We start from the raw sequence: 13,489 nt of genomic DNA on the forward strand, positions 1-13,489 counted from the left end.
TTGTAACAAACAACTCTCAACTAACTGCTAATCCAGATTGGAATAAACATGTCTGAACTTCGCCTTGATCTCGATGTCCTGGAACGCAACGCGAAACGCATTTCGGAAGAAATTGCGTCGCTTGGCAAGATGTGGCGTCCCCACATCAAAGCTCACAGCCAGCCGCGCATCGCTCAAACGATGATCGACCTTGGTGCGTGCGGAGTGACCGCCGCCAACGTGGCAGAAGTGGAAGTTATGGCCGAAGCCGGAATTCCGTCTGCGTTGCTGGCTCACCTTGCCGTCACGGATATAGACCTGGACCGCCTGGCCGCCGCGGCGCAGAAGCTTCAACTGTTAGTAACGATTGACCATTTCGTACATGCAGAACGATATTCCAAAGCGGCCGCTCGCAACGGCGTGGAATTCAACGTGCTGGTCGATGTTGACATCGGTATGCATCGCACGGGCGTGCGACCGCGAGTCGATGCGACTCAACTGGCAAAGGCGGCGAACGCCCTGCCCGGCGTTTCAGTGATTGGCATTATGGGGTACGAAGGTCACTTACTGACAATGTCGGATGCCGCTGAAAAAAAGACCGCCATCTTCGAAGCCATGAACATGCTGCAGCAAACGCGAGACGCTATGCTTGACGAAGATCTGACATGCGACATCGTCAGCGCGGGGGGCAGCGGTTCGTTCTGGATTACCGGCCAGCATGAAGCGGTCACAGAACTTCAGGCGGGCGGCGGCGCATTCGGGGACCCGTTTTATACAAGTCTTTGTAACCTCGAAGGTGTGACACCGGCACTCACGGTACCAGCCGAAGTGGTTTCGCGTCCCTCGCTGACTCAAGCGGTGATCAACTGCGGCCGAAAGGCGATGAACCCGGCAGTCTGCCCGCCCGAACTACTGAACCAACCCGGCGCAACAATCGAATGGCTCAGCGCTGAACACACGGTTGTGTCGTTGGAAGGACCGGCTCGCGATCTGAAAATCGGCGACCCGGTGGAATTTGCCGTCGGCTATTCGGACCACTCAATTCTGATGCATCGCGATATTCAAATCTATCGCAGCGGAGAAAAGATCGGCACATGGCCCGTCATTCGGCGGGCGTGATGATCGTGCGGCGTCTGCGCGTAATTAGACTGGCATCGAACAACCCCCGTGGCTGGAGTCCAATATTAAAGCCAGATTCGATTCCTGCTGGCGTCGCCGCAGGTTGAGTGCCCCGCGGATGACAGAATCTCTTGAGCAGCAAATGATGCTTACAGCGAATTTCGCTGACTTGTGGCCGCGGAACAAGCGTGTCGGACGATGAAGGATGTTCTCCACGAACCCAAACCGGCCACAATAAAAGGTAAAGTGGTCTCGTGGCTCACCGATGACTGGAACTGACTTTCGCGCGGTCTGGCTGACGGCACATCAGCTGTCTGGTAACGGGCGGCCTAAAATCGTTCACCTTTTCGGTGACGCAGCGACTAAGATGAGGTTGCACAAGACGCCCCAGTTACCATTTTGTTCTGATGGTATTTAAGGGCGAGTTTTAGATTGAGACGTATGGGGAGATCCATGGCTATAACTTCTCCTGGTCCGTTGGCCTGCCGTCCCTCTTCTGGCCTCGTCCCTGAGATTCGTATTATGTGTTGCCAACGCATCGTTTCAATGCTGCTAACGACGGCCATGTTTTGCCTGTTCGGCTGCAATAAAGGTGGATTTGTTCTGTCCCCAACGGCACCGAAAAGCTGGCATACAAAGATGGGTTGGAAGGCGACCGAGTACTTTGACGATCCGCAGGTGGTTGCCTTGTGTGAGGCGATTGAGAAGAACGACATTCAAGAGATCGACCGTCTCATTGCCGCAGGTGCCGACGTGAACGCCAAAGGCAAAGGCAACATGACTCCACTGTTGTGGGCGTTTCCCGATAACCAAATCAAGCGATTCAAACACTTGCTCAAACGCGGTGCAAATCCGAATGTCATATTCGAATCCGATTTCGGCGTCCCCAGCGGCTTCCACGCCGGTGATTCCGTCACGCACATGTCTGCCGGCACCGCGTTTCCCGGCTACTTTGAAGCCGTCATGGAACATGGTGGCGATCCGGAATTGATAGACGAAAAGACCGGGAACTCACTACTGTTTGAGGTGATCTCGTCAGGTGTTGGAGATACTAAACACCGAGTGAGGATTTTGATCGAAAAGGGAGCAGACCTGAATAGAAAGTCTTTCGGAGGAGTTACGCCTTCGATGGCGGCGGTGACACGGTTTGCGCAGTTCGACATCGCGCTGCTGCTGCTAAAGGCGGGCGCTGATTCCGATGTGTATCAGGATCGGTCGAACCAACAACTGATCCATCACGTCGACAGAATTGAAGAGAAGCTAAAGCTCCTGTCTCCGGAGCAGCGGAAATCGTACCGAGAGTTAGTGAAATGGATGAAGGAGCATGGAAAGGACTTTGCGAAGGCCCGGCGTGATCGCGAGCGCTGGCGAGAATGGGGGAGTGGATCGATCGCCGACTATCGGAAGAAAATTGATCAGGAGATTGCCGAACGAATCGCGAAAGAAAAGGCGGATGCAGAGAATGACGCTGATTAACAAACCCTGGCTCGACGGCGCACGAAGCCGTTTCGCATTCGCTATTCATGTGATGTTTGCCTACAGATTAGCGCTTTGCATTCTGGCATTGAATCTTTCCTTGAGTTCGATTGGATGTTCAAAGCCACCGATTGCATCGATTTCTGCTGAAGCCACCAACTGGCATGCGAAATTCGGATGGAAGGCGACCGATTACTTTGACGATCCGCAAGTGATTGCCTTGTGTGAAGCGATTGAGGAGAACGACATTGCAGAGATCGACCGTCTTATCGGAGCAGGTGCCGACGTGAACGCGAAAGGGAAAGGCAACATGACACCGTTGTTGTGGGCGTTTCCCGACAACAAACTCAAACGTTTTGTAAGTCTGCTGGAACACGGGGCTGACCCGAATGTGGTGACTAAATCCGAATTCGGCGTCCGCAGCGCGTTTCATGTTGGTGATTCAGTCACCCACATGGCCTCTCGCAGCGCATTCCCGAAGCACTTTGAAGCCGTGATGAAACACGGTGGTGATCCCCAATTGTTCGACACAGGGAAAGGGGATACGCTGCTACACGCCGTGATCACGTCTCGCGCACCCCACAAGATTAAGAAGGAACGAATACAACTGCTGATCGAGAAAGGTGCCGACTTGAATGCGGTGGATGCCAGTGGAAACCCTCCGGTCACAGATGCAGTCGCGTGGTTTGGCCAATTCGATATTGCCTCGCAACTGCTCAAAGCTGGTGCGGACTACGGCATTTACCAGTCTGGGTCCAATTCTAAACTCGTCCACATTGTCGAACGGGCAGGTCTGAATCTGCACCTTATGGGTGACGATCAAAGACAGGATTTCAAGGAGTTGGAAGCGTGGCTCAAAAATGCCGGTGAGGATCTTGAGGCCGCTCAAGTGGACAATGCAAGATGGAGCAAGTGGGGACGGACTCTGCCACCCAAAGAGATTCGACGTCGAAGGGAACTGGAAGTCGCTGAACGTAAAGCCCGCGAGGCTGCTGACCCGAAATTAAACGAGCCGTGTACCGGTGATCCTGAAACAGATACCGCCAAGCAGAATTCACAAGCCCGTGACTAATTCCCAATCCGTGACTATGTTTTTAGCGCTTTATGTCTTTTGCTGCCTGGCTGGCTGCGAGAAGAACGAATTGGCACTGATTCAATCAGAACAATACTGCTGGCATGAAAAAGTAGGCTGGAAGGCCAGTGACTACTTCGAAGATCCGCAAGTGATTGCCTTGTGTGAAGCGATTGAGGAGAACGACATTGCGGAGATCGACCGTCTTATCGAAGCAGGTGCCGACGTGAACGCGAAAGGGAAAGGCAACATGACACCGTTGTTGTGGGCGTTTCCCGATAACCAAATTAAGCGGTTCAAGCATTTGATCAAACGCGGTGCAAATCCGAATGTCATATTCGAATCCGATTTCGGCGTCCCCAGCGGATTCCACGCCGGCGATTCCGTCACGCACATGTCCGCAAGGACGCAGTTCCCCGGTTACCTCGAAGCCGTCATGGAATCTGGAGGCGACCCCAATCTGATCGACCAACGACGGAACCGAACACTGTTGCATGCCGTAATTACCGCCGGAGTCCCTGATGTCAAACAGAGAGTCCAAATCCTTATTGACAACGGTGCCGACCTGAACGCCTTGGACTCCAGTGGTCACCCTCCAGTCCGAATGGCTGTTATGTGGTTTCGGCAGTTCGATGTCGCCCTGAAACTTTTGAAAGCGGGGGCAACCCCCTCAATCTATCGCCCTCGATCCAACTCAAAACTCGTTCACGCCGTTGAATCGGCAGGCCAGGAGGTCGAGACGATGAGCGACAGTCAACGCAAAAGTTTCATAGCCTTGGAAGCCTGGCTAAGGGAAGCCGGTGAGGATCTAAAGGCTGCTCGGATGGATAATGCGAGATGGAGCGAGTGGATTAGAACACTTGCACCGAGTGAATACCGGAAGCGGATCGATCGGGAAGTCGCGGAACGCATGGCCCGAGAAAAAGCTGCCGTGAAGTCGGAAGAGCCTGTCGGTAGTACTCCCGAGGCGGATGCCGCCGAACAGGAATGATGTTTTAACACGCTGATTTCTAGTCGTCTCGTCGAACCCTGTTTCGATGACGTGGATTACTGGTATGCCCCCAATGTTACATTTAAGGTCTCGGAGAAGTAGGAGCCACGATGGCGAGCGCTCACACCACGACATACTACCACTACGGGCTGATGGTGCGGCAGGGGTGAACTCCTGGACGAAATCTTCTGGGACATTTATGGGTACGACTTCTATTGATCCGCAGGCTCCTAATGAGACTTCGTCAACCTCGCAAGAGACATCCTGATCCTCAATCTGCAACAGGATGAGGTGGTACAGGTTTCAGGGACAGGTCATTCTCTTATTTTGGGAGATTGATGATCTGTTCGAACTGAGCTGGCGACCTGTAATCGAGGCTGGAGTGTCTGCGTTCGTGAACGTACAACCTCACGAACCGATACCCATGTTACCGAGGCAGTAGTTCGGTATCGATGGCACCCTTGGTTTGATCAGCCCGTCACGATTGATCGAGCGATCGTACGTCGTGATCGCGGAGCTGTCTATTTGTGTCGTCCTGCCGACGTGACGGACGGAAAGTTTCGTGAAGTTCCGCAGTGGATGTTGAATCAGTCTGTATGCTGCGTCATGCAGCTACGCGACGAACCCTGCGTTTCAATATCAGCACTATTGAATCTTTCAGCACTGCTGCGGGACGCCACAGCGGGCGATGAGTTTCTGATAGATGTTCAGCATTTCCAATCTTCTCAGGGAGATGCTGATGCCACAACCCAGAACGAAACCGACAACACAGCTTGATCTGTTTGAAGTGAGTCCGCCCCGGCCGCGATGGAGTGATCTGCCCAGCGAGACTCGGGAAGAAGCGACCCGATATCTGGCGGAACTCGTTCGTCATCATGCTGAAAATCTCAACAGCGGAAAGGAGTCCGAAGATGAGTGAAAAGATTGAAGCCATCCATCTTCAGCGGAAAGCCGTTCTTTACATTCGTCAGTCGTCGCCGTTTCAGGTGCTTCACAACGAAGAAAGCCGCAGGCTGCAGTATGCCATGCAGCAACGGATGCGTTCACTGGGATGGAAAGACATTGAAGTCATCGATGAAGATCTGGGGCGCAGCGCGTCCGGCAGCGTTGTTCGATCGGGATTTGAACGCATGGTCGCCGATGTGTGCCTCGGGAAGATCGGGGCCGTTGCTGCACGAGAGGTGTCGCGGTTTGCTCGCAACAGTCGTGAATGGCAGCAACTGGTTGAAGTGTGTCGAGTCGTGGACACGTTATTGATCGATCAGGAAACGGTCTACGCTCCTCGCCGGAGCAATGACCGACTGTTGCTGGGACTGAAAGGAAGTTTGAACGAATACGAGCTGGACCTCCTTCGTCAGCGATCCGTAGAAGCTCGGCGTGAAAAGGCGCGCCGAGGAGAACTGATCATTTCGGCACCGGTCGGATATCTGAAAACGGGAACGACTCGAGGCAAAGATCAGCGCATTGAGAAAGACCCGAATACTCGCGTGCAACAGATGATCAATCTGGTGTTTCGCAAGTGCTTCGAACTGGGGAGTGCACGGCAAGCTTTGATGTGGCTTCTGGAAGAAGATCTGCAGATGCCGACACGAGACAAAGCCGGAGTCCTGAAGTGGAAGCGTCCGACATACGGGATGGTGTACCAGATCCTGACTCATCCGGTGTACGGTGGGGCGTATGCGTATGGCCGAACCGAACATCAGCCATCGTATGAAGGTGGATTCGTTGATTCAAAAACACGGCGGCGCAGTCGCGAAGAATGGATCGCATTGATTCCCGAACATCACGAAGGCTATGTATCGTGGGAGGAGTTCGAACGATTGCAGGATTTGATTTCGTCAAACAATCTGCGTTCCGGGCGAGGCGCTGCTCGAAAAGGTTCGGCACTGTTGTCGGGAATGCTGGGCTGTCAGCAATGTGGACGGCGACTGGCCGTCGCGTACAGCGGAGTCGGAGCGAAAGTGCCACGTTACTGCTGCCACCGAGGGTATCTGGACAATGGCGAAGCCAAGTGCATCGCATTCGGTGCCACGTCCGTTGACATCGCCGTTGCAGAACAGATATTCCGTGTTGTTGCTCCTGCCGCTCAAGAGGCCGCCATGCTCGCTCACCAGAAAACAACCGAACGTGACAACGAAATCCTTCAGGCACTGGAAGGGGAACTTAAGTCTGCTCGTTATGAAGCATCGCGTGCACAACGTCAATTCGATGCAGCTGACCCGGAAAATCGACTTGTCACCGAGGAACTGGAACGAAGATGGAATGCGTCGATGCAACACGTCAGCGACGTCGAAGCACGGATCGATCAGCAGCGAAATGACAGATCTTCAATCGACGATCCTGATTTGCAGGGTCTGATGGCAGTCGTGGCTGACCTTGACGCAGTCTGGAACAATCCTGATGCTGACATTCGAATCAAGAAACGCATCGTTCGGACTCTGATCCGCGATATCGTTGCGGATGTCGACAACGACGTGAGCGAAGTCATTCTTACAATCCACTGGGTTGGTGGTGTGCATACCGAACTGCGACTTCCCCGCCGTCGTCGCGGAAAATCGACAGCCACGACAGCCACGTCAGCAGAGGCCGTCGATGCTGTCCGGTCACTCGCACGAATCTGTTCCGACGATCTCATCGCCGGACTGCTCAACCGCAACGGGTTACCAACGGGACGAGGAAACCGGTGGACTCGAGAGCGGGTCACATCGATGCGGAACTACCACAAGATTGCCCGCTGGACTGCACAGGCTCAATCTGATCAAGGCTGGATGAACCTAACCGACAGCGCAAAACATCTTGGCATCAGCACGCGGACACTCAGACTGGCGATTGAACGAGCCGATATCAAAGGTCAACACCCGCTTCCGGACGGACCGTGGATCATCAATCGCAGCGAACTGGAGACGCCAGCGGCAAAGGCCGTTGTCCGGAAGGCAAAAACTCGAAACCGCAACCCCGCGGTACCAGATCCCAAACAGCAATCCCTTGAGTTTTAACTCAAATAGAACAAAGGTGCATAATGAAACACAGTTGTAGTAGCGGACGTATTTTGACATCTCTCTTCTTGCCTCTGCCTTGCTTTGGTAATCGGTCATTTCGAGTTCGTTCTTGATCGTTCCGAAGCAGCTTTCCATGGATGCGTTGTCATAACAGTTGTCAGCACGGCTCATGCTTTGTGTGATTGCTGCCCGACGAAGAATTGATCGGTATTCATTGCCAGCGTACTGGCCGCCTCGATCCGTGTGGTGAATCAATCCAACGTCAGGCTGTCGTTCTTTGATGCTCGAACGCAGTGCTTTGAGGACCAGCTGTTCCGTCATGTTGTTATCCAGATGCCAACCAACGATCCGCCGGGAAAACAGATCCATCAGCATCGCCATGTAGCAAAACGTCCCGTCAGTCAGCGGGATGTAGGTAATGTCTCCAACCCAAATTTGATTGATCGTTGTTGGGGCGTCCGCATCGAGCAACAGGTTCGGCGAATAGCCCAGTCGATGACGGCTGTCTGTCGTTTTTGGAACGAACGACTTCGGCTGAATTGCCTTTAATTTAAGGGCTTTCATGACATTCGAGACCTTCCTGCGATCACAGGGAAGTCCCATTTCCTTGAGGTCTTCGGCAATGCGACGAGCCCCGTAGCGGCGGCGGTGACACTTAAAGATGACTCTTATCAACGGAGCCAGTTGAGCATCCTGTTCTTCAAAGATCGTGGGCTCAGCAGTCTGCCAGGCATAAAACGAAGTTCGGTTCACACCGAGATGACGACAGACTTCGGCCACGTTTCCATGACCTTCCTGAACAATCGCTTCAACGGCCGCATAGACGTCAGCTATTCGTTGCGGCCGAAAATAGCCAACGCTTTTTTTAGTATGTCCCTCTCACGTTCGACACGCCGCAGATCGGCTTCGAGGTCCTTGACCTTAGCCTCCAAAGAGCTTGCCACTGGACCACTTTGTTCCAGCTGCTCCTGTTTCCAGCGATACAAAACGTTGACGTTTGAAATGCCCAACCGGTCCACAACCTGAGGAGCCGTGTACCCATCCAGAAGCAGCTGCACGGCTTCTTCTTTGAACTCATCCGTGTACTGACGGCGAGACGATTTCTTGACTGATGTTTTTTTCTTCCGAGACATCCTGAGGTCCTTTCTACGGACTCAGAATAAGAGATTCACGTGTCCCTGAAACCTGTACCACCTCAGGATACTGGGCATCGAAGAAGAGTCGTCAGTAGTGAGAATGCTTGATGCCCTTGGAGAATTGTGGCTTGGGGTGTATGGCAACCCTTAGCGGCTGTTCGCTTTGATATTGCAGACTATCAACTGGCCTTGATTAACCCAGAGTACCGAGCATGGACATTAATGTGCGGTTGCCGATGGCGGGCGAATTACGGAGTGGGTACTTCTATATTTTGGACTGTCACCAGCTGACAGACGTATCCGTCTACAGTGCTGGACTTCGACAAAAGATAGTTGGTAGATCTTCGCCTGCCGGTAACCGTTTTGGAATCACAATCGAGTCGCAAATCGAGTCGAAAGTCGTCGCAGCAAGGAAATGCCCGAGTGACCCGTCGCACGTGACACAATGCCACTGGGTTGGAGCGGTAGCGATCCCCTTTGTGGGGCCAATCACACCGGTCGTGCAAGCAATCTCGGATGATGGTACGACTTTTATCCACTCCGAGTTGCGGAAGGGCCTGCCAGATAGTGGTCTATCCGGATTCGAAACGGATACCGTAAAGTTCGTCACCCAAGAGAATCGACTGAAGGGCCAGACAGATGACAAGTCCGGACTTTACCCTTTGTGGTACTGGAAGTTTACAGGTGAATGTCGACTGCGATCATTGTCTGTGGTCGATGGCGAAAACCGTTGTCCGAATTGCGGCTGGGGTCCAATCTTTTGTCCAACATGTCCGTTCAATGAATACGACTGCCCCAAATGCAGCCATGAGCTTTGGGTTGGTGCCAAGAGCAGATATCGAGACCGGCGACTTCACGCACTGGTTGTAGAGTACAAATACGGCCGTGATGTTCTGGAAATTGTTGAAGGAGAGACTTGGGACGGTTCAGACTTTATGAGCATTTCCGTTAGCCACCCCGAAGTGCCGCGCCCCAGTTCGGGCGATTTCCGAATTGTCACTCGCCGTGCTGTGGATTGGATGCTCAAGCACAACATGGCCCCCTTTACTGTCGTACCCATCACGGTTGATGTTTCACGAATGAATCCAAAGCAGCTAAAGAAGCTGGAAGCTGCGAAAGTACTGCCGCCTGTGTGATGCGGACGCAGCGTTCGAAGCAGCCAGGATTGTGCGATCATGCATCCTTCCGACATTATCATCGCTGGGTGGCACACCCGAACAGGGTGTGTTGCGAAGCAACAAGAGGCTTTTCTGACGGTGGCCAAACCGTGGCGGGCGGGTGCTGATGGTCGACGTTGATAGCAGCTTCCTGTGCCTGCGGCACACACCCACTGCGTGGATGTGCCACCCGGCGTTGGCGGCCCGACGGAACTTTCGCCATCGGCGAACCGGGCACAGAGAGGGATGCCTCGGACATTGCCACGCTCACTGCACATCGACAATCGAAAACAACGGCTCAGCGACAAGGTTGCAGGTCGCCTTCAGCGAAGTGCCGCCCGGCGGTCGGCACCTACACGGTCGGTGATCAGGGCATTTCCGTATCCTGCTTGCCGACGGGGTAGGTTCGACGCATGAATTAGCTGTCGCTTCGTTCTGCGTATGCGTTTCGCGCCGCAGCGGTGATCGTTTTTGTGACGCTGGTTCCGTCGACTATCGCAACGCCCTATCCCTGACCGGCTGCGATATGGTTTTGCGGTTGCTGTCGCTTCCAGCAAGTACGGGACTCGCGCATTGGTCTGCAGAACGCAGACCGGGACGAGGCCGTGACCTACAGCTTGGGGGTGTTGCTGGTTAGCTCTGATGCCGCGCCTGGCGAGGTGGCAGGCTGGTCGACGCGGCGGCGACCGTGACCTCACTGGTGAATTCACGCAGGAAGTCCGGCACGTTGCGGCGGCCAGTTCCTGAGTAGTCTCGCAGCAATGTTGGGCCGACGACTTCCTTGGACAGCCGTTGGTGTACTGTCAGGAATTCGAACAGCCGCCGAGTCAGCTTGTCCAAAGGAATGCCGTGAGTCCTGCTTTCTGTGGCGAACAGCCAGTCTGCGAATTTCAGGAACTCGTCGAACGGTTTGCGCTGCGACCACATCAATGGAGTGGTCTCGACAAAGTTGCCGCTGTTGGCCGTCAGGTCCCAGTACCGTGAAAACCTGCGCAGACGATGCATGGTTTCAAAATCGATCAGCCGGTTACTCAGAATCTCATACGGAGCGTGCTGGCTGTAAACCATCTGCCAAGTCTGATCGTGCCGTGTGATTGGAGTTCCCTTCAGCCGTTTCAGAATGCCAACCTGTATTTCCTGCGGCGCGAGTTCCACCAGACGGTTGAAGCCTGCGGCGAAGCTTTCCAGTGATTCACCCGGCAGCCCCACGATCAGGTCTGCGTGAATGTGAACACCGGTCTGCTCTCGCAAAAACGCGAAATTGGAAGCTAACTCTTCATTGTCCTGACGTCGGCTGATCAATTTGCCCACCTCATCGTTGAACGTCTGCACACCAATTTCGAACTGCAACGCGCCGGGCGGGAATTGGGCAATCAGCTTCTTTAGCGAATCCGGCAGCCTGTCCGGGATCATTTCGAAATGCAGAAACAGGTCTGGTTGGCATCGGTCGAGGAAGAACTGAAGGATGGTCGTGCTGACTCGCATGTTCAGATTGAAAGTGCGGTCGACAAACTTGAATTGCCGGGCGCCTCGATCCAGCAGATCCTGCATGGCTGCCAGGAAACTATCAAGATCGAATAGCCGCACCGGAATATCGAGCGCAGACAGACAGAATTCGCAGGTGAACGGGCAGCCTCGTGAAACTTCGACGTAGATGACTCGATGAGCGATGTCTTCATCGGTGTAGAGATGATACGGCAGTTGAACGTCATTCAACGCCGGAACACCGCCACCGATGATCTTCTGGCTACTCGCGGCAGGCTCCTGCATCGAAAGCAACGCAGCGGTCTCGGTCGCGACCGCTGCTGGTTCGTTGACAGCATTGGCGTTCAGCAGGCGACGGCAAAGTTGAGGGAAGGCGATGTCGGCTTCACCTGTGACCACAAAGTCGGCGTCTTCGACAATGCCCTGCCCTTCGGTTTCGTAGCTGACTTCCGGGCCGCCCAGCACAATGGTGACGTCTGGTCGCACTCGCTTTAAATCAGCGACCAGCTTGGTCGCGGGCTCGACGTTCCAGATGTAGACGCCGACGCCGACGATTTTGGGGTTGTGAGCCAGAATGGTGTCGATCATGTCGACCGGACGCTCGCTGATCCCGAATTCCAGCATCGCCGTGCGGGATTTCAGATCGCCCATATTGGCCAGCAGGTAGCGCAAGCCGAAGGAGCTGTGCCAGTACCGTGCGTTTAAGGTTGTCAGGACAATGTCGGGCATGCGCGTATCGTAGTACAAACACGCCTCCGATGCTGTTTTTGCCGATCGGGAATTGATGCGGCAAAATCTGCCGAATTGGGGTAGGCAGGAATTCGGATTTTGTCCTACATTTCGGCGGTAGTGGTCCGGGAGCCGCTGCGACCAGGCGCGGCCTGCCACGGATGACAGGTCTTCAACGCCGAAAAACACTCACTGCCGAACGAGATTCGGCCAATGCAGGGAGGCATTGATGTCAACGATTCGATTCGTTCATACCGACCATTTTCGACTTGGAACTGCCTTGTCCGGACTGTCGGATTCGCCCGGGTGGCTGCAGCAGCTGGCCACCGACTGCGTTCGCCAATCTGTACGAAACGTAATCGAAACGGCCGTCGCCAAGCAGGCTCAGTTCCTTCTGATCGCTGGCAGCGTGACGGAATCTCACGAAGACCTCGAACCCGCCGTTCGCTGGCTGGACGACCAGTTCGAAACGCTGCGATCCCGTGGTATCCGTATTGTGGCGACGGCCAACGACGCCGACACAAACTCCGGTCTTAATAAAATCTGCGACATCGTGCTGTCACCGGGCCAGTCGCTGATCGCGTCACATACGGGCCAGTCCAACGTCCATCTGAACGTGTGTTCGACCGGTCAGGCGGGATCGGGTGATCTGGCAGTGACGATTGGCGAACATGTTCCGCAACCTGCGTCGCGAATGGTTTACCACGCGGTGCCGTCGATTCGGCCCAGCCGCGATCGGCACGACACGTCACATAGCGGCACGATGACTCGATCAGCAGGCGCTGTTCAGGCCGTGTCGCCGACGGAAACCTGGGAAGGTGGTTGTGTGCTGGTCGAAGCCGACACCACTTCTCACACGATCGAATCGAACGCTCATACATGCGACGTGATTCGATTTGCCACGGAACGTGTGTCGCTGGCAAATGTGGCGGCGGGAAAAGATTTGGTGCCGACCGTTATTCAGGAATCGGATTCACTGAGCAGTCGCACCAGCCGGACCACAATTGTCGACTGGGTTCTGAATGCGAATATCGCGGCCAGTGCGGCTGAGGTCAAAACGCTTGATAGTCGAGCACTCCTTGCCGATTTGCGAGACCGAATGCACGGTGGCCATCATGGCGTGTGGCCTCGATCGGTTTCGTTTTCCGGCGAATCTGCGTTGCAGCTTTTTGCGGATGATCGAGCGGCTCTGGAAGAATACATCGACGTGGCGAACGGCCCGGTCAGCAGTTTTGACGGCACCGGTGTCAACTCGCATCAGGTTTGCCTGCAGGGTGGAATCGGCGTTTCTGCCGACCTGGTTGCCGGCTTAAGTTTGCTGCACCGAGCAGCATAGCGTCGTTTTG

The 13,489-nt window shown here is 54.4% G+C and carries 10 protein-coding genes and 1 pseudogene; 8 read left to right on the plus strand and 3 right to left on the minus strand.

Annotation, left to right across the window (positions count from 1 at the left end; all coding sequences use genetic code 11):
• Positions 1-48: 48 nt before the first annotated feature.
• The 6 genes from Fuma_RS32645 (at position 49) to Fuma_RS32670 (ending at position 7,633) form a co-directional block, all read left to right on the plus strand.
• Positions 49-1,098, plus strand: coding sequence for an alanine racemase (locus tag Fuma_RS32645; protein ID WP_077027808.1), 1,050 nt, complete (start codon positions 49-51; stop codon positions 1,096-1,098).
• Between the two features lie 522 nt (positions 1,099-1,620).
• A complete protein-coding gene (locus Fuma_RS35525; RefSeq protein WP_158521206.1) occupies positions 1,621-2,574 on the plus strand; it encodes an ankyrin repeat domain-containing protein in 954 nt (317 codons plus the stop codon).
• Entirely contained in the window at positions 2,561-3,646 is a 1,086-nt protein-coding gene (locus Fuma_RS32655) for an ankyrin repeat domain-containing protein (RefSeq protein WP_077027810.1), read from the plus strand. Before Fuma_RS35525 ends, Fuma_RS32655 begins: the two co-directional genes overlap by 14 nt.
• Positions 3,647-3,716: 70 nt before the next feature.
• Positions 3,717-4,637 (plus strand): ankyrin repeat domain-containing protein, encoded by a 921-nt coding sequence (locus tag Fuma_RS32660; protein WP_158521207.1) that lies wholly within the window; start codon positions 3,717-3,719, stop codon positions 4,635-4,637.
• Between the two features lie 739 nt (positions 4,638-5,376).
• Entirely contained in the window at positions 5,377-5,556 is a 180-nt protein-coding gene (locus Fuma_RS32665; protein ID WP_145943985.1) for a hypothetical protein, read from the plus strand.
• Entirely contained in the window at positions 5,549-7,633 is a 2,085-nt protein-coding gene (locus tag Fuma_RS32670) for a recombinase family protein (protein ID WP_077023267.1), read from the plus strand. The genes Fuma_RS32665 and Fuma_RS32670 overlap by 8 nt, the downstream gene beginning before the upstream one ends.
• Before the next feature lie 93 nt (positions 7,634-7,726).
• Here Fuma_RS32670 and Fuma_RS36965 read toward each other — a convergent pair.
• Positions 7,727-8,470: pseudogene (locus tag Fuma_RS36965) on the minus strand (IS3 family transposase); the annotation flags it as partial.
• Positions 8,467-8,769 carry a transposase gene (locus Fuma_RS32680; protein ID WP_077023269.1) on the minus strand — a complete coding sequence of 101 codons (303 nt, stop codon included), beginning with the start codon at positions 8,767-8,769 and terminating at the stop codon, positions 8,467-8,469. The gene Fuma_RS32680 and the pseudogene Fuma_RS36965, both read right to left, overlap by 4 nt.
• Positions 8,770-8,984: 215 nt before the next feature.
• On the opposite strand from Fuma_RS32680, the gene Fuma_RS36070 reads away from it, so the two are divergent.
• Positions 8,985-9,908, plus strand: coding sequence for a zinc ribbon domain-containing protein (locus tag Fuma_RS36070; RefSeq protein ID WP_145944501.1), 924 nt, complete (start codon positions 8,985-8,987; stop codon positions 9,906-9,908).
• A gap of 654 nt (positions 9,909-10,562) precedes the next feature.
• Here the strand turns inward: Fuma_RS36070 and Fuma_RS32690 are convergent.
• Complete coding sequence (locus Fuma_RS32690) at positions 10,563-12,143, minus strand: B12-binding domain-containing radical SAM protein (RefSeq protein ID WP_077027814.1); 1,581 nt, start codon at positions 12,141-12,143, stop codon at positions 10,563-10,565.
• A gap of 229 nt (positions 12,144-12,372) precedes the next feature.
• Here Fuma_RS32690 and Fuma_RS32695 point away from each other — a divergent pair, with 229 nt between their 5' ends.
• Positions 12,373-13,479 (plus strand): metallophosphoesterase family protein, encoded by a 1,107-nt coding sequence (locus Fuma_RS32695; RefSeq protein ID WP_077027815.1) that lies wholly within the window; start codon positions 12,373-12,375, stop codon positions 13,477-13,479.
• Positions 13,480-13,489: the final 10 nt, after the last annotated feature.

It is taken from the genome of Fuerstiella marisgermanici (assembly GCF_001983935.1).
GTDB lineage: Bacteria > Planctomycetota > Planctomycetia > Planctomycetales > Planctomycetaceae > Fuerstiella > Fuerstiella marisgermanici.

Excerpts from the sequence above, each read along its gene's own strand:
- Fuma_RS32645 (WP_077027808.1), top strand. The coding sequence starts at position 49 with ATGTCTGAACTTCGCCTTGATCTCGATGTCCTGGAACGCAACGCGAAA.
- Fuma_RS35525 (WP_158521206.1), top strand. The coding sequence starts at position 1,621 with ATGTGTTGCCAACGCATCGTTTCAATGCTGCTAACGACGGCCATGTTT.
- Fuma_RS32655 (WP_077027810.1), top strand. The coding sequence starts at position 2,561 with ATGACGCTGATTAACAAACCCTGGCTCGACGGCGCACGAAGCCGTTTC.
- Fuma_RS32665 (WP_145943985.1), top strand. The coding sequence starts at position 5,377 with ATGCCACAACCCAGAACGAAACCGACAACACAGCTTGATCTGTTTGAA.
- Fuma_RS32670 (WP_077023267.1), top strand. The coding sequence starts at position 5,549 with ATGAGTGAAAAGATTGAAGCCATCCATCTTCAGCGGAAAGCCGTTCTT.
- Fuma_RS32680 (WP_077023269.1), bottom strand. The coding sequence starts at position 8,769 with ATGTCTCGGAAGAAAAAAACATCAGTCAAGAAATCGTCTCGCCGTCAG.
- Fuma_RS36070 (WP_145944501.1), top strand. The coding sequence starts at position 8,985 with ATGGACATTAATGTGCGGTTGCCGATGGCGGGCGAATTACGGAGTGGG.
- Fuma_RS32690 (WP_077027814.1), bottom strand. The coding sequence starts at position 12,143 with ATGCCCGACATTGTCCTGACAACCTTAAACGCACGGTACTGGCACAGC.
- Fuma_RS32695 (WP_077027815.1), top strand. The coding sequence starts at position 12,373 with ATGTCAACGATTCGATTCGTTCATACCGACCATTTTCGACTTGGAACT.